The following is a 20,783-nucleotide window of genomic DNA, read 5'->3' as shown; positions in this document are numbered from 1 at the left end:
ACCGACAATTAAGAAAATTGGGTTTGAGTTGAGACAACCCGCGGGAAACGGGTGAACGGGCAAATACAAAATTTTAAGGCGAGGGGCGGGTTTTGGGGATGAAACTCGATAGTTTCAGGTCGGCTGTCATTGTTATGGCCCATCCTGACGACGAGGTGTTGTGGGCCAGTTCGATCCTGTCGACGGTCCGCAAGGTCGTTCTGTGCTACGGCGAAGCACCAAGCGATCCGCACACGAGCGAAGGGCGGCAGACCGTCTTTGACGATTTTCCGTTGAGCACCGCCCTCACCCTCGATATCCCCGAATCCCACTGCTACGACACCACCCACTGGCATGAGCCGGTCGAGACCGGCTACGGCGTGCGCTGCGGCCGCAACAAGGACGTTTACAAGAAGAACTTCCACCTGCTCGTGAAAGCGCTGGAACAGCACATTGACGATGGAGACACTGTCGTCACCCACAATCCCTGGGGCGAATACGGACACGAGGAACATATTCAGGTCTTTCGGGCCGTGGCGCATCTGGGCAAGCGGCGGAAGATCAGGATATTCGTCACCAGCTACGTCAGCGATCGCGTGCTCTATTTCATGGAAAGGAACACTCCGCGCCTCGGGATGGCCTCGGATCTGCTGCCGACGGACAAGGCCCTCGGCGAAAAACTGATGCGCCATTACCAGGCTCACAACTGCTGGACCTGGGAAGACGGATATCAGTGGCCGGACTACGAATGTTTCTACGAGATCACGACCCCGGACATGCCCCTTCGCTCGGACAGGCTGACCATGTCATCGCTGCCGGTCAACGTGATCTGGCTGGATGAACAGACACCCACATATGGAAACGCCTTCCGCGCAACGAAAAAACGCCTCACCGCCAGGCTGCGAGGCCTGCTGCAGCGGGCCGCAAGCGCGTTACGCGGGAGATAGCCCCTTTCCGGGCGAGACAGACCCCGCCCGGATCACGCGCGTCCCGAAGGCCGTAGCGTGAAAGGCCTCAATTCTTCTTTTTCTTGTTTCCGAAGACGTTCCCCAGCAGGCCGGCCGGCAGGCCGAAACCTTCCTCCACGGCCTTGAGCACTTCCTCGTCATCGACGTCGCCCTCGATGACCTTCTGGACATCGATTTGCGTGCGACCGCCCGTCGCCTTCTCGATCGCCTTGTTGGCGGTGTCGACCAACGCCTCGGACGGATCCGACTTGCCCTGCAGGATGGAAATCAGTTCGCCGCCGGACTTCTGCAGCTGCTTGTAGGCTGCTTCCGGATTTTCCAGAATGCCCTTGATGTCCGGATAGATGCGCGGGTCGTTCCAGGAGCCCTCGATCACGATCGGCACACCCAGGCCGGCGAGCTTCTTGTCCTCGCCCTTCCGGCGCGGCTGCGGCGCCTGGCCTTCGAGCGTCGGCACGATTTTCGGCTCCACCCGCCAGGCAAGACTCTGTTGCGGCATGTCGGTCGTCCCCTTGCCGGTCATGCGGACCAGAGGCCCGACCAGCGACAGATCACTTGTCGTGGCAATGCCGTTCTCGATCTGGAACGTCGCGCCAAGCGAGCTGAAATCGGTTTTCGCCGAAGAAGCCTCCTGCCAGCCGAGCAGGGTTTCGAGAGACAGTCCCCTGACCATCTGCGGAATATTGATGCCGCGGATCGCGCCGTCCGCGAACTGGTAGCTCGCCGTGCCGTTCAGCCCCTGGACGAGCGCCTGCTCGCTGCCGCCTCTGGAGGTCACCTTGAGACCGATTGCCGCCTTGCCCTCGATCCACTCAAAACCGGCTGCATCGCGCAACAGGGGATAGGCATTCAGCTTGGACAGCGAAACCTCTGCGGCGACCTGCGGCGTTGCCGACGCGCCGTTCAGCGTCACGGTTCCGCTGCCCGAGCCGCCGTAAAGCGAAAGCTTCTCGAGCGTCGCGGTCAGCACCCCGTTCTTTATGGTCGTGGACAGCGCGCTTTCGTCGATCTTGATATTGTCCCAGCGGATTTCGCTGGTCGTGAGCTTGAAGTCCGCATCCACCGCCTGAAGGCCGGAAAAATCGATCGGCGCGCTGCTCCAGCCGGAGGCAGTCTGCTTCTTCGCGCCTCCCTGGCCACCGCCGGAAGATCCGGCGGATTTGGCCGCTCCACCACCCGAGGCGGACGACCCGCCCAGATAGGGATCAAGCACCAGCTCGCGCAGCGCGAGGCGCGCGGTGACGCTTGGCTTGCCGCCCAGGCGGACCTTGCCGTTGGCCTCGCCGGAGGTCGCGTCGAGCGTAAAGCGTGTCTCCTCGAAGGTCAGCGTATCGCCCTGCATGCCGAAAATACCGGAGGCCTTGAATGTCTTCAGCCCGTTTCCTGCGCCGATCGGCTGGCCCATCCACGCCATCAGTCCGCGCAAATCCGCGGTTTCGACGTTCACTGCGCCATCCAGCGCGCCCGAGATCGACGCCGTGCCGTCAAATCCGGCACCCACCCGCCGGCCCTTGACCGTCACCAGAACCGGCGCGGCGTGTCCGGCCAGAAGCTTGGCCGTATCCGCCCGCCCGGTCACGCTGAAGGCTTCACCGCGCCATGCGAGCGCTCCGCTGAGCGAGATCGGATTTTCAAGGCCCTGTAGATCCACATCCATGGCCAGATCTGTCAGCCTGTCGGCTTCCGGGTCCCCGCCCACGGCGGACGCCAGCCCGAGACCGCCGATTTCGCCTTCGGCGATCGAAACGGACCCGTTGAGATCAAGTCCGGCCACCAGTTCCTCACCGGTCATGCCGACGGTTTCAAACGCCAGATCGGCGCTCAGTTTCCCGCTGGCCGGCAGATCCTGTCCCGCCAGCCGAAGGAGATCGGCTATGGACCCGTCCTTCAGAACGAGCCGTCCGGAGACTTCCGGTACCAGTCCGGAGAGATTCGCATCCGCAGCCCCGCCCAGGGACAGCTCGCCGAGCACCAGTTGAAGGTCGGCGATCGAAACAGCCGCCTCGCTGCCGGATACCTTCGCGTCCAGTTGATAGGCCCCCGGATCGACTGCCAGGTCCTGCCCCGCCAGGGCGGCGAGCGCCATCAGGGAAGGCCCGCCCCCTTCGAGAACCAGATCCGCCCGCAACGGCTCGATACCGGCCTCACCGGAAATCGTCACCGCATTCTCTCCTGAGGAGACCGTCAGGGAAACAGGTGCCTGTTCCCCCGTGCTCAGACCCAGGGGATCGGTCAGCGCGCCGGTGATGCTGATGGGCTTTTCCTGGAAAGTGAAACTGGCGGTAAGATCCACATCGCCGCCAAGATCCGGAGCCCGCAGCGCCAGATCCAGATTTCCGACCTTGAAGGACTGGCCGCCGGCCTGATCCTTGTAGGTCAGCGTGCCGCCGGTGATCGTCAGGCTGTCGACACCGATGCTTTTCAGATAACCGCCGGAAGAAACTTCGGACCGGCCGTCCTGCTCGACCGGTGTTTTCGGCGCGGCAGTCTCCACCGACCGGGGCGTGGTGACTTCCTCGCCGGATGTTGGCGTATCGCCTTCAAGGTTTCTGCGCGGCTCCCAGCTCGTCGCGCCGTCCGGACCGATCTCCAGATAGATATCCGGCTCGTCCAGCGCGATGCCGGTCACCTGCACATTGCCCGAGATCAGCCCGGACCAGGCCAGCCCGAACGCGATCCGCTCGGCCTTGGCGAATTCGATTCCGTCCGCACCGGCCTCACCGGCAAGACCGACATTTTCCGCGACAAGGGAAAACCCCGGAAACAGGGAGAGGGACACAGGTCCGTCGAGACGCACACGCCAGCCCAGCCGGCTGTCCACTTCCTCGACAACCTGGCGTTTGATTTCTTCCTTGGGCAGGAACAACGGAACCACCAGGATGATGGCCACGAGAATGAAAGCCAGACTGCCCAGTCCGATCAAAAGCCGCCGCATTTCAACGTCTCCCCTTCGCGAATCGGCCCCAATGTAGACCAATCCGGGTGCAAAGATGCCCGCTGAATTTGACAAAAGCAGGAAAAGTGCCGGTTTCAGGCCGTCTGAATGCTACGCGGCGTTGAAATCGGCGGAATCACCCGCTTCCCGATGGGGCAAGCAAAATCGGGAAAATCGGTCGCTCCCGGATCAAAGACCCAGTGTAAACAGGTGATTGTCCCAGGCGATGCCCGGCGGCCGGGCCAGGATTTCCGCCGGGGCGGCCGGATCGGCGACCAGGGAAAGCGCCCCATTGCCGTCGGAAATCAGGAAACTGCCCTGGTCTATCGGTGCGACGCCGCAGCCGTCCGGGACCGTCCGGGCGCCAAGATACGCGCAGGTGGCGGAATTCCAGAACAGCGTCTGGCCGCCACGCGGCGCCGAGGCTGCAATCACGTCGCCGCCCGCGTTGGCCGTCACCGAGCCGATATAATTGCGCAGACCCGAAGCCACAGGATCGGGGATGGCGGTCAGTTGAGGCGCCCCGTCCCGGGAGAAGACCCCCACCAGCGGCGGCACCTCGTCGAGCGATCCTTCGAACTGGCCACCGACCCACACCCGCCCCTGCGCGTCCAAAGCCATGTGGCGAAGCGAAAGCTGGTGCAAATCCTTGTCCAGCGCATGCTGGGCGAGAAGATCGCCGCTCCGGCTGTCGATGAAGACGACGGACGGCGCCATCGTATCCAGGTTGAGCTTTTCGCGCCCCGTATCGGGACGGGTTTCAATGCCCCCATTGGCAACGACCAGGGTGAGACGGTCCGGGCTCAGAAGAATGTCATGCGGCCCGATGCCGTTCGTCTCGAATTCGCCGATACGCCGTGTCTCGCCGCCGCTCATGTCGTAGATGCCGATGACCCCGCGCGCGGCGCGAAAATCGTTTTCCACCGCATAGAGCAGCCGGCCATCGGCCGAAAAACAGCCATGACCGTAAAAATGCCGGCCGGGCTGGCTGGTGATCAGCTCCGGCCGGGAGTCCTCGAAGGGTCTCACGACGACGGCAAATGTGCCCGGTCGTCTGGCGAAGGCGACAAAGCGGGAGCCGTCCGGCGCGACCGCGATGCCGTGCCCCCGGCCCGGCAGCGAGATCTGCGCCAGAATCTGGCCGAGGTCGTCCACGATACCGATCCCGAACGCGCCATCGGCTTTCCGGAAGGCGCTGGCAAAGAGCGGCACGCCATCGGCCGCCTCCCGGTTCAGCAGGCTCTCGGCAAGCGTGGACCGCGAAAACACGGGCGCGGCCGCCAGGCTGCCCATGGCGGCAAGGAAGCTTCTTCTGGAAACCGTCTTGAATGTGCGGCTCATCTTGATCTTCAACCTGTTCCGTTAGGGTGTGAACTCATAAACGAAGATGAACTGGTTTGAGGCGACCTGGTCTTCATCAGGGATGGGAAGCGCAGGAATTGGCTTCAGTCACCGTCCAGGGAATTGAAACCGCCCGCGAGCCCCAGGGCACCGGCCAGTTCGAGCGCCATCGTATCGCGGATGGACTGCAGCGTGATCGCCAGCACAGTCACCTGCGAATAGCTCTCCCCTTGCCCGAAGGTCTGCCGCAACGGCGGCTCCAGTTCGCTCAGTAATTTCTGCGCGTTTCCGAATTCGAAATCGAGTGCGGCGAAGATCCAGTGAAAGTCGGAAGGCGTCATGTCCTCCAGCTCGAGACTCGTGACCGCGTCCTGGAGGCCGTGCAATTCACCGGAAAGATACTGGATGGAATTGGCGGACCGGGAAAAGGGAAAACGGTTTGGCCGGGCTTTCGCCTCGGAGGCTCCCAGCGCCGGAAGAAGATCCTGGTCCCGGACGATGATCAGGCCGGTGACCAGTGCATTGAAGACGCTTTCCATCGCTTCCTGGGAAGACCGGTAGCGGTCGTTCTGCGGACCGCCCGACAACAGCACCGACTGGAATCCGTCCTTGTCCTCCCAGTCGGCGGCGACGTCGTCGGCAATGGCAGCGACGTTTCTGGCAATCGCCAGCGCATAGGCGCAGGTAAAGTCCCTGTCCGCGTCCGCCCGGCCGAGAACGACCTCGCTCTCCTTGTCGAAGGCAATCAGTTGCAGCGCTGTCAGACCCTGAACCGCGACGCTCTTGTCCCTCAGGCTTTCCGCGGCGCCCACACCGGCATCCTTCTTCGCGTAGATCTTGCGGATCTGCCGCTGCGCAATGCCGCGCGGGTCGGGCAGGAAGGCCAGGCGACTGAGCCTGTCATCTTCGAGAAGCGGACCCAACCTCAGAAAGTGGATCCTGGAAAACGCAGCAAGCGTGTCCGCATAGGCGGTCCGGAACCCGGCCACCGCGGACGGACTCGCGTCCGAACAGACACTGGTCACCGCATCGGGCAGCCTGTCTGCGGTGGTGGCGAATTCCGCCATAGCCGGCTGGATGTAGTTCGAGATCATCCGGGCGATCGGCGGATTGAAATCCGCCGCCGAAGCCGGGACCGCAGAAAACACGGCGAAGGCCGCCAAAACCCAAAAACGCATCACAAGGACTCCAGAAAGCGGATCAGAGACTGACGATCCCCGGGACTTAACGCAATAACGGTGTCGCGCGCCTGCGTCGCTTCGCCGCCATGCCACAGGATGGCTTCCAGCAGGTTTCTTGCACGCCCGTCGTGCAGGAACCGCGTGTGATTGTTGACGGTTCGTGTCAGGCCGACTCCCCAGAGCGGCGGCGTCCGCCATTCACGCCCGTCCGCATCCCCCACGGGCCTGCCGTCGGCAAGGCCTTCGCCCATGTCGTGCAGCAGAAGGTCGGTGTACGGCCAGATGAGCTGGAACCGGTGCGCCGGATTTTCCGCATCACGGCTGGTCACATATTTCGGATGGTGGCACGAGGCACAGCCGGCGTCGTGAAAGACCTGCTTGCCCCTGAGCACCTGCGGATCATCCACGTCCCGGCGCATGGGCACGGCAAGGTTTTCGGAATAGAACGTCACCAGATCCATGACCGGATCGGGCGCCTCCGAGACACCCAGCCGGGTCTGCTCGCCATGCGGCAGTGCCCGGCAGGCGGTCTGGGCCTGGGTGCAATCGCCGTAATTGTCCGGCTCGTCAGGAGAACTCAGACCGATATCGCCTGAAAAGGCCGCCGCCGATTGCGCGCGGATCGTCGGTTGCGACGCTTTCCAGCCAAAGCGGCCAAGGACGGGCTCTCCGGTTTCCGGATCCGGAACAAGGCTGACCCTGCCGGAAATCCCGTCGCCGTCGAGATCCTCCGGATCGGCGCGACTTTCGATATCGCCCGGATGAATCGCCTGCAGCAGGCCGAGGCCGATCATCGGCGGCGCCACGCGCGGCGAAATCATCGTGTCCGGATGCATGTCTCCATATCCCAGATCGCGGATCCGGTAGACCGGCTTTTGCAGCACGGCCGTTTCGCCACCGTTCAGCGGCAACTCGATGTCCTCATGCTCTATGTCGAACCGGCCTTCGGCCTCAAGGCCGGTAACGGCGAAGGTCTGGAACTGGCCGCCATAGGTGGGTTCGGGCACCGAAAGGATTTTCCTGGCTGCCAGCAGGCGGCGCTGTTCATCCGTCTGCGGCGGCACCGAAAGGCGCAGGAACAGCGACACGGCCTCCTCTCCGGGACGGGGCGGCCGGCCCCGGCCATCCTTCAGGTGGCATCCCTGACAGGAGCGGGCGTTGAAAAGCGGCCCGAGACCATCGGACGCCTGTGTCGAGGAAGGGGAAGAGGTCCACAGCTTCTTGAACAGCCCGTTGCCGAGCTTGAAGGTCTGTTCTTCCTCGAAGGTGAGATTGCTGTTGGACAGGGAAAACGCGTCCCGGCCGGGACGGCGCGTTGACGTTCCCGCTCCGCCCTGCATCGGCTCGAACGGCTCGGGCCTGTCGAATGTCTCCGGCGGCCGGAGAACTTTTGCCACTTTCGCACGATCGGTGTCCGACAGGTCCGTACGGTAGGCCAAAGCGTCTTTCGCCGACAGGGGACTCGCTGAAAAACAAACGAGCAGCGCGGCGGCGGCACCCTGTATGGGCCAAGATTTCATCATCGCATCCTGATCTGCTTGCGCGGCCCCCCGGATCCGCGAAAGCACCGGACCGGGAGAGATGAGGAACTCTCCCGGCCTTTAGTCTGTCCTATTCGAAGACGGCTGTCGGATTGTCCAGGCTGTCGGATCCTTCGAAGGCAATGTCGTGCAGCTCAAGCACTTTGACAACGCGTTCAATTGAAGCAGTCTGGTCCACCAGGGCGTCGACGGCGGCCTGAACGACCGCATTGCCCTCGTCGTTGCCTTCGCCGATCATCTGGTCATAGGCTTCGCCGGCTTCCGCGCGAGCCTTCATGGCCTCGAAAGCCGCCAGAGTGGCATCCAGCTTCGCCTTCATTTCTTCGGCCAGAGCCGGATCCTTCTCCGCGACCATGTCGGCCAGCGAGGCGCCCGACACATCGTTGCCCAGCGGGCTCTTGTATTCGCCGAAATAGACATTCCGGATGCCGACCACGTCATTGTAGTGGGACATGTGCGTATTGTCGGAGAAGCAGTCGTGCTCTTCCTCCGGATCATGCAGCATCAGGCCGAGCTTGATGCGTTCACCGGCCAGTTCACCATAGGAAAGAGATCCCATGCCGGTCAGGATCGTCGCCAGACCGCCTTCATCACCTTTTGCAGCAAGGTCCTCACGGGCGGCACCGCCCGGCGCCCAGGCCGCCGTCATTTCTTCCAGATCGGAAATCAGGAGATCGGTCGCTGCCTGGAGATACTGGACACGGCGCTCGCAATTGCCGCCCGTGCAGTTCTCCGGATCGAAATCGGTGGCCGGACGGCTGCCTGCACCCGCATCAGTGCCGTTCAGGTCCTGGCCCCACAGAAGGAATTCGATGGCATGGTAACCGGTCGCCACGTTGGCTTCCACTTCTCCGGCTTCCTGAAGGGTGTCGGCAAGCAGTTCAGCGGTGATCACCGTGGCATCGATCGTTTCGCCGCCCACCTTCAGGCTCGGATTGGCGATGACATTCGCCGCGTAGAAAGCATTTTCCTCGGAGTCTTCACCGTAGGAAGCATCGACATAATCGATCAGGCCCTCGTCGAGCGGCCAGGCATTCACCTTGCCTTCCCAATCGTCGACAATGGCATTGCCGAACCGGTAGGCCTCGGTCTGCTGGTAGGGGTTGCGAGCTTCGACCCATGCGGCACGGGCGGCCTGCAGATTGGCTTCGCTCGGCTCCGCGACCAGAGCGTCGATAGCGGATTTCAGCGTCTTCGCGCTTTCCAGGGAGTCCTCATAGGCCGCCTGGGCGATATCCCCGTAGGTGGACAGGATGTCCGCAGGAGCGGCAGCCAGTGCAGGGGTGACGAAGAGGGCGGTGGCGGCCAGAAGGCCAAGCTTGAAGGAATTCATTTTTCCATCCCAATTTCTATGCCGCCTGCGATCGAAAACGGATATTCCGCAGGCGAAAACTGAATGATATCGGCGCGCCGAAAGCGCTTTGCAGGGACCGGTGAAACCATTTTATGAGGCTGAAAGTCAAGTTAAAACTCAAAAAAAATCAATACTTTAGAACGATTCAAAAAACATGACTGTCAAATGCCGGATTCAATTCCCATGTCATTCATTTAAAGTCGTCATCAACTCTTTGATGCTAAAGAAAGTTTATTATGTCTATTTGCACCGGTCTGCTTCGATACGGAACCGCGCGAAAGCCAATGTGTTGAAGCGAATAGGAGGGGCGGAGCATCTTTGCTTCAAATTCGGGAAAGCGGAATGCTCCAGGCTGCCGGGGGCGCAGCCGGAAAACAAGGACGACAGAAATGCTCGATGCGCTGAAAAGCTTTGTTCGCGAACTGACATTTGGAGACAGCGGAGAGAAAACCTTCGCTGAGGATGACAAGCGTCTGGCAGCGGCGGCTTTGCTGTTTCATCTGATCGATATCGATGGTGTGATCGAGGAGAGCGAGAGCGCGAAGCTCCGCGAGATCCTGCAGCAGCGCTACGAACTGACGGACAAGGAAACCACCGAACTCATCGACATCGCCAGACAGCGCGACGAGGAAGCGGTGGACCTTTACGGCTTCACCTCGATTCTCAAGCGCACGACCGACGAAGCCGAGCGTCTCGCCATTGTCGAGATGATGTGGGAAATCGTCTACGCGGACGGCCAGGTCCATGAATTCGAGGACAATACCATCTGGCGAGTGGCCGAACTTCTCGGCGTTTCCACACGGGACCGGATGACCCTCCGCCACAAGGTAGCCAAGACCGCGCCGGAAGCGGGCGAAGTCGAATAACGCCTCGATTTTAATCGACCGTTGCATTCTTTTGCACGCAGTTCGCCGGCAAGAGGACTCGATTTTCGCTCTCGCCTGCAGCATATTGGGAACATGCATTTCCAAACTGATCACACGGGACCCCGGCCCAGGGTCCTGGTCATCCTCCACCAGGAGCATTCCTCACCCGGCCGTGTCGGGCTGGAACTGGTGAAGCGCGGCTTCTCGCTCGACATCCGCAAGCCCCGGTTCGGCGACAAGCTCCCGGAAACGATGGATGATCACGCCGGTGCCGTGATTTTCGGCGGCCCGATGAGCGCTAACGACCCCGACGGCTTCCTGCTCAGGGAAATCGACTGGATCGGCGTTGCGCTCAAGGAGAAGAAACCCTTTCTCGGCATATGCCTCGGTGCGCAGATGATGGTCAAGCATCTCGGCGGCCGGGTTGCCGGGCATCACGACGACCTGGTGGAAATCGGCTATTATCCGCTGAAGGCGACCACAGCGGGGAAGTCCCTGATGGACTGGCCGAAAAAGGTCTATCAGTGGCACCGGGAAGGTTTCGACCTTCCACGGGGTGCGGAGCTTCTGGCGGAAGGGCCGGTCTATCCCAACCAGGCCATCCGCGTCGGCCCCTGCGCCTATGGCATCCAGTTCCACCCGGAACTCACCCATCAGATGATGGTCCGCTGGACCACCAGAGGCGCGCCGCGCATGGATCTTCCCGGCGCCCAGCAACGCCGCGATCATTTCGCCGGCCGCTTCGTTTACGATCCGGCCGTCCGCCAGTGGCTTGACCGCTTTCTGGATCTGTGGATCGGCACGGCGGAAGCCCCCGTCCAGCACGGCATGCTGAAGGCGGCCGAATAGGCCGGTGCGGTTGCCGATCGTGCGGGCCACGGGGCCCGCACGATCGAAATGACCCCGCTCAGCTTTCGAACACCACCAGCAGGTCCTTGGCGTCGATCTGGGACCCCGGCGAGACCAGGACTTCCTTGACCTTGCCGTCGCGTTCCGCATGCAGCGCGGTTTCCATCTTCATCGCCTCGATGGAGACCAGCACGTCCCCGGCCTTCACGTCCTGCCCGGCGGCAATCGCAACGGTGGAGATCACGCCCGGCATCGGTGCACCCACATGGGCGGCATTGCCGTCTTCCGCCTTGCGCATGGCCGCCACACCGGAAGCCCCATGTGCCCGGTCGGGAACCTTGACGCTGCGCGGCTGGCCGTTGAGTTCGAAGAAGACCTTCTTTTCGCCCTTCTCGTCCGTCTCCCCGATGGCCTGACAGCGCAGGACCAGCGTCTTGCCCGGCTCCAGGTCGACGAAGATCTCCTGACCCTGCTCCAGGCCGTAGAAATAGACCGGCGTCGGCAGGACGGACGTCGGACCGTACTGCTGCTGCGCCTTGTCGAAATCCGTGAACACCTTCGGATACATCAGATAGGAGGCCAGTTCGGTATCGTCGATCTCGCGCCCTGTCTTCTCCGCCACCGCCTGCCGCTCCGCGTCCAGGTCGGCCTGCTTCAGCAGAGAACCGGGACGGACCGTGATCGGCGCCTCTCCCTTCAGAACCTTCTTCTGCAGGGCTTCCGGCCATCCGCCGGGAGACTGGCCGAGATCCCCATGCAGCATGTTCACCACGCTGTCCGGGAAGGCCACGTCCTTGGCCGGATCCAGAACCTCGTCCACCGTGAGACCCTGGCTGACCATCATCAGCGCCATGTCACCGACCACCTTGGACGACGGCGTCACCTTGACGATGTCCCCGAACATCATGTTGACGTCCGCATAGGCCTGCGCCACCTCGTGCCAGCGTGTTTCCAGGCCGAGGGACCGGGCCTGTTCCTTGAGGTTGGTAAACTGCCCGCCGGGCATCTCGTGCAGATAGACTTCGGAGGCACCGAAGCGAAGATCGCTTTCGAAGGCCCGGTACTGGGTGCGCACCGCCTCCCAGTAGAAGGAGATCTGGCGGATCACCTTCGCGTCGAGGCCCGTATCCCGTTCGCTGCCGCGCAGGGCTTCCACGATGGAGCCCAGACACGGCTGGGAGGTGAGGCCGGACAGCGCATCCATTGCCGCGTCGATCGCATCCGCTCCCGCCTCGACAGCCGCCAGCACGGTCGCCGCCGCGATGCCGGAGGTATCGTGCGTATGGAAGTGGATCGGCAGGGGAACCTCTTCCTTCAGCGTCCTGATCAGGATTTTCGCGGCTTCCGGCTTCATCAGGCCGGCCATGTCCTTGATGCCGAGAATATGCGCACCGGCCGCTTCCAGCTCCTTTGCCAGCCCGACATAGTATTTCAGGTCGTATTTCGGCCGGGCGCTGTCCAGCATGTCGCCGGTGTAGCACAGCACACCCTCGCACAGCTTTCCGGCTTCCTGCACCGCATCCATGGACACACGCATGTTCTCGACCCAGTTCAGACAGTCGAAGACACGGAAGAGATCGACGCCGTTTTCCGCCGCCTGGGAGACGAAGAAACGGACCACATTGTCCGGGTAATTGGTGTATCCGACGCCGTTCGAGCCGCGCAGCAGCATCTGAAGCAGGATGTTCGGCGCCTTCTCGCGGATCTTGTGCAGGCGCTCCCACGGGCTTTCCGTCAGGAAGCGCATGGCCACGTCGAAGGTCGCCCCGCCCCAGCATTCCAGCGAGAACAATGTCGGCAGACCGGCGGAATAGGCTTCCGCCACATTGACGATATCATGGCTGCGCATTCGCGTGGCGAGCAGCGACTGATGCGCGTCGCGCATGGTGGTATCGGTGACCAGGGTCCGGCTCTGTCCGGCCATCCAGTCGGCAAACCCCTTCGGTCCCAGCTCGTCAAGCAGCTGCCGGGTGCCGGCGGGTTGCGCATCGCCGAAATCGGGAACCACCGGAGCGGCGACGTCCTTCGGCGGCCGCGCCCGGTTCTTGGTTTCCGGATGGCCGTTGACCGACACATCCGCGATATAGGTCAGCAGCTTGGTGGCCCGGTCCTGGCGCCGGGTCTGCTGGAACAGGGCCGGCGTATCGTCGATGAACCGGGTCGTATAGTCGTTGGCCTTGAAATCCGGGTGGCCGATGATGTTTTCCAGAAACACCAGATTGGTCGCCACGCCGCGGATGCGGAATTCGCGCAGGGCACGGTCCATGCGCTTGCGCGCGTCTTCCGCGGTCGGCGCCCAGGCAGTGACCTTTTCCAGCAGCGGATCGTAGAAACGTGTGATCACCGCGCCGGAATAGGCCGTGCCCCCGTCCAGACGGATACCGAAGCCGGTGGCGCCGCGATAGGCGGTGATGCGGCCGTAGTCGGGAATGAAATTCTGGTCCGGATCCTCGGTCGTGATGCGGCACTGCAGGGCGTGGCCGTTGAGATGGATGTCCTCCTGATCGGGGACGCCGCTTTCCGGCGTGCCGATCCGCGCCCCCTCGGCGATCTTGATCTGCGCCTGGACGATATCGATGCCGGTGACTTCCTCGGTCACCGTATGCTCCACCTGGACGCGCGGATTGACCTCGATGAAATAGACGGCGCCCGTATCGGCATCCATGAGGAATTCGACCGTGCCCGCGCCGCGGTAGTTCACCGCCTTGCCGATCTTCAGGCCGTATGCGCACAGTTCGGCCCGTTTGTCGTCGGGGAGATAGGGCGCCGGCGCGCGCTCCACCACCTTCTGGTGGCGACGCTGGATGGAACAGTCCCGTTCGAACAGGTGAACGAGCCCCCCCTGGCCGTCCCCGAGGATCTGCACTTCCACGTGGCGCGCGCGCTGCACCAGTTTTTCCAGATAGATCTCGTCCTTGCCGAAGGCCGCCATGGCTTCGCGCTTGGCCGCCAGAACTTCCTTTTCCAGAGTCGCTTCATCCGGGATCACCCGCATGCCGCGTCCGCCGCCGCCCCAGGACGCCTTCAGCATCACCGGATAACCGACTTCGGCGGCCTGCCGCTTGATCTCGCCCATGTCGTCGGGCAGCGGTTCGGTGGCCGGCATCACCGGCACGCCGGCCTCGAGCGCCAGATTGCGGGCGGCGATCTTGTTGCCGAGACGGCGCATGGTTTCGGACTTCGGCCCGATGAAGATGATGCCCGCCTCTTCGCAGGCATCCACGAACTCCGGACTTTCCGACAGCAGGCCGTAGCCCGGATGGATCGCATCGGCGCCGGACAGCTTGGCGACACGGATAATCTCGTCGATGGCCAGATAGGCTTCGATCGGGCCGAGACCCTTGCCGACCTGATACGCCTCGTCCGACTTGAACCGGTGCAGCGCCAGCTTGTCCTGTTCGGCATAGATCGCCACCGTCTTCAGGCCAAGCTCATTGGCCGCCCTGAAAACCCGGATCGCGATTTCGGACCTGTTTGCAACGAGAATCTTCGTTATCGCCAAACGCTCTCTCCCTAATATCAAGCAAGAATGAAGCCTGTTTCAGCAAGATTTCTACTTTGGTCGGGTGCGATTGAAAAGAGGAAGAAACCGTGTCCCTTTCCCAGCTCAGGAATTTTTTTTGCACCTGCTCCGGTAACTATTGGAAAATGAAAGGTTATTTCTTCCAAGTTCCGGCAGCAGCTCATTTTTCAAAAAATTTGCGGCGCAACAAAAATGCCGGCTCGGTCCCGACCTGAGCGGAAAAACACCGCATGCGCCGCCCGGGTCATTTCGGGACATTCCGCTTTACGCTTCCGTCCGTCCATCGCCGCACAAGGCCCGCAGGCAGGCCGCTCTACGGGGGACGCCGGGGTCATCCTACCAGATGTTGTGAGAACAGAGCGAAAACACCCTCGCAACAGCGATTCGGGCGCCTTTCGTTCTCCCTGTGTCCGGATGTTAACGCCACCGCGTCTCGTGCCGATCTCGCAATTATCCGGAAATTAATTCTTGACAGCATTTGCGCGGACGAAGCCGGCAAATCACGTTCATGACTCAAACCCTTGACCGGATTCACGATTTCGTGGCCCCTGACCGGCTTCGAACCACATCTCGTAGGGAACAAATCCTGAATCCCCCGAAGTAGCCGATTCGGTTCCGGTTTGTTCCAGAGTCGTTCTCCACAACTAATTTCCACCCCGAAGAATCCCCACCTGCGCCGGAAAAGAATGGGGACACGTCCCGCCCGCCTGTGGTAGACACCCCGCACCAGATATAGGCGACGCGCCCCAAGAAAACCGGTCACAACTATTTCCATGCCCCGTCCTCAAACCTTGCCGCTGCCGCGTACGGCCCGGTCCCGCACCGTGACTGCGGTCCTGGGACCGACCAACACCGGGAAAACCCACCTCGCCATCGAGCGCATGCTGGCGCAGTCGTCCGGCCTGATCGGGCTGCCGCTGCGGCTGCTGGCGCGCGAGGTCTACGGCCGCGTCGCCGAACGCGCCGGCCCGGACGCGGTGGCGCTGATCACCGGCGAAGAGAAGATCATTCCGAAGAATCCGCGCTTCTGGGTTTCGACGGTCGAGGCCATGCCGCTCGACCTGAACACGGAATTCGTCGCCATCGACGAGGTGCAGCTCGCCGGGAACCTGGATCGCGGCCATGTCTTCACCGACCGTATCCTGAACCTGCGCGGCCGCTCCGAAACGCTGCTGCTGGGCGCGGCCACCATCCGCCCGCTGCTGGAGCGGCTGATCCCGGGTCTCAATGTGGTCACGCGGCCGCGCATGTCGGTCCTGGAATATGCCGGTTCGAAAAAGGTGTCGCGATTGCCGGCCCGCTCCGCCGTGGTCGCCTTCTCCTCCGACGAGGTCTATTCCATCGCCGAACTGCTCCGCCGCCAGCGCGGCGGCGCGGCCGTCGTTCTGGGTTCCCTGAGCCCGCGCACCCGCAATGCCCAGGTCGAGCTGTTCCAGAACGGCGATGTCGACCACCTGGTCGCCACCGACGCCATCGGCATGGGCCTGAACCTGGATCTCCAGCACATCGCCTTCGCCGGCAACCGCAAATACGACGGTTACCAGTACCGCCAGCTCACCGCATCGGAGATGGGGCAGATCGCCGGACGCGCCGGCCGGCACACGCGCGACGGCACCTTCGGCGTGACCGGACGCGTCGATCCGCTGAGCGACGATCTGGTCGAACAGATCGAAAGTCACCACTTCGACAGCCTGAAAGTGCTGCAATGGCGCAACAGTGCGCTGGATTTTTCATCGACCGCGGCCCTGCGCCGAAGCCTCGATGTCGTGCCCAAGGAAGACGGTCTTGCGAGAACGCCGACCGGTGACGACATCACCGCCCTTGAACATTTATTGCGCGATTCCGCAATATCCGACATGGCAAAAGGGGGAAATGCGGTCGAATTGTTATGGGACGTGTGTCAGATCCCCGACTATCGCAAGATAGCCCCGGCGAACCATGCGGACCTGCTGAACACGATTTACACGCATTTGATGCAGGACAACGCGATCGCCGACGACTGGTTTAAACGTCAATTGGCCTTCGCAGACCGCACAGATGGTGATATCGACACTCTCGCGAACCGGATTGCCCATATCCGGACGTGGACCTATGTCGCCAATCGCCCTGACTGGCTGGCCGATCCGGCCTACTGGCAGGGAGAGACAAGCGGCATAGAGGACAAATTGTCCGACGCCCTTCACGAACGGCTGACCCAGCGGTTCGTGGATCGGCGAACAAGTGTATTGATGCGACGTCTGAGAGAGAACGCAATGCTGGAAGCGGAAATTACATCGAGCGGTGATGTGCTCGTTGAAGGTCAGCACATCGGAAATCTGCTTGGCTTCCGGTTTGCCCCCGATTCGGCGGCCGAAGGCCCCGACGGCAAGACCGTCCGCGCTACCGCGCAGAAGGCCCTGACGACCGAGATCGAATCCCGCGCGGAAAAGCTGGACAAGTCCGAGAACAGCGACTTCGTGCTGACGTCGGAAGGGGCGATCCGCTGGCGCGGCGAACCGGTCGCCAAGCTTGTCGCCGGTGAGGACGTGCTGTCCCCGACGGTCCTGCTGCTGGCCGACGAACACCTGACGGGCCCGGCCCGCGACGCGGTGCAGGCCCGCCTGGACCTGTGGATCAAGGCACAGATCGACACTCTGCTGAAACCCCTGGCCGACCTGAAGACCGGCGAAGGCCTCGAAGGCTTGGCGCGGGGCATCGCCTTCCGGATCGTCGAGGGCCTCGGTATTCTCGAGCGCCAGGACGCCTCCGACGAAATCCGCCAGCTCGACCAGGACATGCGCGCCTCCCTGCGCAAGCACGGCGTACGGTTCGGGGCCTATACGATTTTCGTGCCGGCCCTGCTGAAACCGGCACCAAGCCAGCTTCTTGCCCAGCTCTGGGCGCTCAAGCACGGCTCGCTGGACATGAACGGCATGGCCGAGCTGCCGCAGCTGTCCGCATCCGGCCGCACGTCCATTCCGGTCGACGAAACCATCGACAAGGCGCTCTACAAGGTTGTCGGTTTCCGCGTCTGCGGTCCGAGAGCCGTTCGCGTCGACATTCTGGAACGCCTGGCCGATCTCATCCGGCCGCTGATCGCCTGGAAGCCGCTGGATGCGGATGTGAGCCCGCCGGAAGGCGCCATCGCCCAGGGCGGCGGTTTCACGGTGACCGTCGCCATGACGTCCCTGCTCGGCTGCGCCGGCGAGGATTTCACCGCCGTGCTCAAATCCCTCGGCTACAGGGTGGAGACCAAGGAAATTCAGCGCCCGGTGACTGCGAAACCGGCCGCGGACGAGAAAAAGGCCACCTCTGCGGAGCCGGCCTCGGATGCACCTGCACAGGAAGCCCCCGCCGCACCGGATGAAGAAACGCAGGCCGCACCGGCCGGCGAAGAAACCGCAGAAGCTGTTGAACAGACCGGCGCGACAAGCACCGAACAGGAGCCCGCCGAGCCGGAGACACCCGGGCCGGAGGCAACCGCACCGGAAACGACGGAGTCCGGGACATCCGAACCCGCGACAACCGAAGCGAACGCTGAACCTGCAACGGACACGGCCGCCGAGACGACCCCATCCGCGTCTGCCGGAGAAGCGGCACCTGCCGGGACTGCGGCGGAGACGGCGGAAACATCCGGCGCTCCCTCCGTGGAAGCTGCGGCGGAAACGGGAACGGAAGCGGCCGACGCCGCGACATCATCCGAGCCTGCCGAGGCGGCGCCCGAAATGGAAACGGTCACCATCGAGATCTGGCGGCCCGGCCGCCACGACCGCCGTCCGCGCGGCCGCCAGGACCAGCGCCGGGGCGGCGAGCGCAAGGGACAGCCGCCGAAGAACGCTGGCCCCGGGGAAAAGCGCCATGGCAAGGGCGGCCCCAACCGCAACCGGGGCGGTCAGCCCGGTGGCCCGAAAGGGCCTGACGGTGGCAACCGCCGCGACAAGCCCCCCAGGGACAAGCCGATCGATCCCAATTCTCCCTTCGCAGCGCTGCTGGCGTTGAAGGCGAATATGGACAACAAGGACAAGAAATAATTCCTGCGCCCGTTCCAGATGCTGCCGGTGGCAGCCTGCGCATAGACAAGTGGCTCTGGTACGCCAGGGTCACCAAGTCCCGCTCCCTTGCCCAGAAACTGATCTCCTCCAGGCATGTCAGGGCCAACGGCGACAAGATCACAACCCCCAGCAAGACCGTCCGCGTCGGCGACGTCCTCACCATTGCCCAGGACAGACGGGTCCTGGTGCTGAAGGTGGCCGCCCTCGGCACCCGCCGCGGCCCCTTCGAGGAAGCTCGCAAGCTCTACGAGGACCTGTCTCCGCCACCGCCGCCCAGGCAGGTCACTCCCGCGCAGCCGGCCCTGCGGGAAGCTGGCGCCGGCCGTCCGACCAAGCGCGACAGGCGCAAGATCGATGCCTTTCGCAGCGACAATTGAGGCAAAATCCGTCAAACGGCTGCAAAACAGAATAACTTTCTCATATCGTCGCGGATTGCGGCATCCTGTACGCTTGCGCGCAGATGCCAAAAACGATACCCAACAGCAGCAAGATTTTTAACGCTGCGGCTCCCGTGAGAGCTGCCCGTGCAAGGCGAACAGGCCTGCCAGGAACCGCCGGACCGGAGCAGGGCCTCCCACCCTGTCCCGCCGGAACCGGCACCGAATGAGGATACCGATGACCTACGTCGTCACAGACAACTGCATCAAATGCAAATACACCGACTGTGTTGAAGTCTGTCCCGTGGATTGCTTCTACGAAGGCGAGAACATGCTTGTCATTAATCCGGACGAATGCATCGACTGCGGTGTCTGTGAGCCGGAGTGCCCGGCCGAGGCCATTCTGCCGGACACCGAGCCAGGCCTGGAAAAATGGGTCGAACTGAACGCCGAATACTCCGAAAAATGGCCGAACATTACCGAGAAGAAAGACGCTCTTCCGGAAGCCGAAGAGTTTGACGGCAAGAAAAACAAGCTCGAAGAGTATTTCTCGCCTGAACCTCCCAAGTGATTCGCCCATGTTGTTTCGCCGCGGCCTGACACAGGCCGGGCGGTACCCGGGGAACGCAGCGATTTAGCGAATTTATTCAGGCACCTGACTCACCGGCTCGCACGGATGGTCTGTGCCCTTTGCGCACCAGAAAAGCGCAACACTTTAATTTTCCACAAAAGTATGTTATGTTTCAGGGGATAGTCGCCAACCACGAGAACAACCCCCTAAACGGAGTCTTTCAAACGCGTCCCGGGCCAGTGTTACCGGACAGCGTAGGATCCCGGCAGGTCGTATGACTGAACAAGGTTCTAGAGTGGAAATTGACGACTGACCAGCCCTGACACGCCGCACATCCACAGGCGTTCCACTTCGGATCGCTTCGACAGGGTGCGTGTCACAAAAACAGGGGACCGCATCGCGGTCCGTCACCGGTCCTGACCGGACCGATCAACTGCGCAGGAGAGAATACAAATATGGCAACGAACCCCAAAAAGACCGCGCAGCGTCAAGGTTTCAAAACCGGCGAGTACATTGTTTATCCGTCCCACGGTGTCGGCCAGATTACCGCTATTGAAGAACAGAGCGTCGCGGGTCACACTTTGGAGTTGCTCGTCATCGTTTTCGAACAGGACAAGATGACCCTGCGTGTCCCGGTCGCCAAGATCGCGTCCGTCGGCATGCGCAAGCTCGGCGATCCCGCCGCGGTCAAGAAGGCGCTCGAAACCGTACGGGGCCGTCCGCGCGTCAAGCGGACCATGTGGAGCCGCCGTGCGCAGGAATATGAAGCGAAAATCAACTCCGGCGATCTGAACTCGATCTCCGAAGTTGTCCGCGATCTTTTCCGGTCCGACACCCAGCCGGAACAGTCCTATTCCGAACGTCAGCTCTATGAAGCGGCCCTCGACCGCATGGCGCGCGAAATCGCAGCCGTGAACAAGTGTTCTGAAACCGAGGCGGTCAAGCAGATCGAGCAGAACCTGGCAAAATCTCCGAGCCGCCTGAAGGCAGCCGCAGCTGCCGAGGCGGAAGCAGAAGCAGAAGCGGCCGAACAGGACGCCAGCAAGGAAGAAGCTGCCTGATCGCGGTTTCCGCCTTGAAGAAATGATGAGGGGTCCGGAGAAATCCGGGCCCCTTTCGTTTGCGAGCAATGCCTATCAGGACATTGCGAGGCACGTCGGGTGCCGACCCGGAAACCGAATATCTTCCGCGCCGCGCCTCACCTTGAATATAATGATTTCAATCGCTTGTTCGGGTTCGGTGTCCACTTTCCCGCGCCATATGCGCC

The 20,783-nt window shown here is 62.2% G+C and carries 13 protein-coding genes; 7 read left to right on the top strand and 6 right to left on the bottom strand.

Annotation, left to right across the window (positions count from 1 at the left end; genetic code table 11):
- Positions 1-98 precede the first annotated feature (98 nt).
- Positions 99-926, top strand: a complete 828-nt coding sequence (locus DCO57_RS13150) for a hypothetical protein (RefSeq protein WP_133192670.1) — start codon at positions 99-101, stop codon at positions 924-926.
- Positions 927-993: 67 nt separating this feature from the next.
- Here the strand turns inward: DCO57_RS13150 and DCO57_RS13145 are convergent, their stop codons facing one another.
- The 5 genes from DCO57_RS13145 to DCO57_RS13125 all read right to left on the bottom strand — a co-directional run bounded on the left by DCO57_RS13145 (position 994) and on the right by DCO57_RS13125 (position 9,278).
- Positions 994-3,882 carry an AsmA family protein gene (locus DCO57_RS13145; RefSeq protein ID WP_116699364.1) on the bottom strand — a complete coding sequence of 963 codons (2,889 nt, stop codon included), beginning with the start codon at positions 3,880-3,882 and terminating at the stop codon, positions 994-996.
- A gap of 189 nt (positions 3,883-4,071) precedes the next feature.
- On the bottom strand, positions 4,072-5,223 hold the full coding sequence (locus DCO57_RS13140) for a DUF1513 domain-containing protein (RefSeq protein ID WP_116699458.1): 1,152 nt from the start codon (positions 5,221-5,223) through the stop codon (positions 4,072-4,074).
- Positions 5,224-5,327: 104 nt separating this feature from the next.
- A complete protein-coding gene (locus DCO57_RS13135; RefSeq protein ID WP_116699363.1) occupies positions 5,328-6,401 on the bottom strand; it encodes an imelysin family protein in 1,074 nt (357 codons plus the stop codon).
- Positions 6,401-7,924 (bottom strand): di-heme oxidoredictase family protein, encoded by a 1,524-nt coding sequence (locus DCO57_RS13130; protein ID WP_116699457.1) that lies wholly within the window; start codon positions 7,922-7,924, stop codon positions 6,401-6,403. Before DCO57_RS13130 ends, DCO57_RS13135 begins: the two co-directional genes overlap by 1 nt.
- A gap of 91 nt (positions 7,925-8,015) precedes the next feature.
- Positions 8,016-9,278 (bottom strand): imelysin family protein, encoded by a 1,263-nt coding sequence (locus DCO57_RS13125; RefSeq protein ID WP_116699362.1) that lies wholly within the window; start codon positions 9,276-9,278, stop codon positions 8,016-8,018.
- Between the two features lie 410 nt (positions 9,279-9,688).
- On the opposite strand from DCO57_RS13125, the gene DCO57_RS13120 reads away from it, so the two are divergent.
- Both DCO57_RS13120 and DCO57_RS13115 read left to right on the top strand, forming a co-directional pair.
- Positions 9,689-10,165, top strand: a complete 477-nt coding sequence (locus DCO57_RS13120; protein WP_116699361.1) for a TerB family tellurite resistance protein — start codon at positions 9,689-9,691, stop codon at positions 10,163-10,165.
- 93 nt (positions 10,166-10,258) lie between these two features.
- Positions 10,259-11,014 (top strand): glutamine amidotransferase, encoded by a 756-nt coding sequence (locus tag DCO57_RS13115; RefSeq protein ID WP_116699360.1) that lies wholly within the window; start codon positions 10,259-10,261, stop codon positions 11,012-11,014.
- Positions 11,015-11,072: 58 nt separating this feature from the next.
- On the opposite strand, the gene pyc is transcribed toward DCO57_RS13115, so the two are convergent.
- Positions 11,073-14,516, bottom strand: coding sequence for a pyruvate carboxylase (gene pyc, locus DCO57_RS13110; RefSeq protein WP_116699359.1), 3,444 nt, complete (start codon positions 14,514-14,516; stop codon positions 11,073-11,075).
- A gap of 794 nt (positions 14,517-15,310) precedes the next feature.
- On the opposite strand from pyc, the gene DCO57_RS13105 reads away from it, so the two are divergent.
- The 4 genes from DCO57_RS13105 (at position 15,311) to DCO57_RS13090 (ending at position 20,577) form a co-directional block, all read left to right on the top strand.
- Positions 15,311-18,547 (top strand): helicase-related protein, encoded by a 3,237-nt coding sequence (locus DCO57_RS13105; RefSeq protein WP_116699358.1) that lies wholly within the window; start codon positions 15,311-15,313, stop codon positions 18,545-18,547.
- Between the two features lie 35 nt (positions 18,548-18,582).
- Positions 18,583-18,945, top strand: a complete 363-nt coding sequence (locus DCO57_RS13100; protein ID WP_244287943.1) for an RNA-binding S4 domain-containing protein — start codon at positions 18,583-18,585, stop codon at positions 18,943-18,945.
- Between the two features lie 238 nt (positions 18,946-19,183).
- Positions 19,184-19,516, top strand: coding sequence for a ferredoxin FdxA (fdxA, locus tag DCO57_RS13095; RefSeq protein ID WP_116699356.1), 333 nt, complete (start codon positions 19,184-19,186; stop codon positions 19,514-19,516).
- Between the two features lie 455 nt (positions 19,517-19,971).
- Complete coding sequence (locus DCO57_RS13090) at positions 19,972-20,577, top strand: CarD family transcriptional regulator (RefSeq protein WP_116699355.1); 606 nt, start codon at positions 19,972-19,974, stop codon at positions 20,575-20,577.
- Positions 20,578-20,783: the final 206 nt, after the last annotated feature.

The sequence above is a fragment of the Labrenzia sp. 011 genome (genome assembly GCF_003075075.1).
GTDB lineage: Bacteria > Pseudomonadota > Alphaproteobacteria > Rhizobiales > Stappiaceae > Roseibium.
This window is presented reverse-complemented; position numbering and strand designations above follow the sequence as displayed.

Excerpts from the sequence above, each read along its gene's own strand:
- DCO57_RS13150 (WP_133192670.1), top strand. The coding sequence starts at position 99 with ATGAAACTCGATAGTTTCAGGTCGGCTGTCATTGTTATGGCCCATCCT.
- DCO57_RS13145 (WP_116699364.1), bottom strand. The coding sequence starts at position 3,882 with ATGCGGCGGCTTTTGATCGGACTGGGCAGTCTGGCTTTCATTCTCGTG.
- DCO57_RS13140 (WP_116699458.1), bottom strand. The coding sequence starts at position 5,223 with ATGAGCCGCACATTCAAGACGGTTTCCAGAAGAAGCTTCCTTGCCGCC.
- DCO57_RS13135 (WP_116699363.1), bottom strand. The coding sequence starts at position 6,401 with ATGCGTTTTTGGGTTTTGGCGGCCTTCGCCGTGTTTTCTGCGGTCCCG.
- DCO57_RS13130 (WP_116699457.1), bottom strand. The coding sequence starts at position 7,924 with ATGAAATCTTGGCCCATACAGGGTGCCGCCGCCGCGCTGCTCGTTTGT.
- DCO57_RS13125 (WP_116699362.1), bottom strand. The coding sequence starts at position 9,278 with ATGAATTCCTTCAAGCTTGGCCTTCTGGCCGCCACCGCCCTCTTCGTC.
- DCO57_RS13120 (WP_116699361.1), top strand. The coding sequence starts at position 9,689 with ATGCTCGATGCGCTGAAAAGCTTTGTTCGCGAACTGACATTTGGAGAC.
- DCO57_RS13115 (WP_116699360.1), top strand. The coding sequence starts at position 10,259 with ATGCATTTCCAAACTGATCACACGGGACCCCGGCCCAGGGTCCTGGTC.
- DCO57_RS13105 (WP_116699358.1), top strand. The coding sequence starts at position 15,311 with ATGCCCCGTCCTCAAACCTTGCCGCTGCCGCGTACGGCCCGGTCCCGC.
- fdxA (WP_116699356.1), top strand. The coding sequence starts at position 19,184 with ATGACCTACGTCGTCACAGACAACTGCATCAAATGCAAATACACCGAC.
- DCO57_RS13090 (WP_116699355.1), top strand. The coding sequence starts at position 19,972 with ATGGCAACGAACCCCAAAAAGACCGCGCAGCGTCAAGGTTTCAAAACC.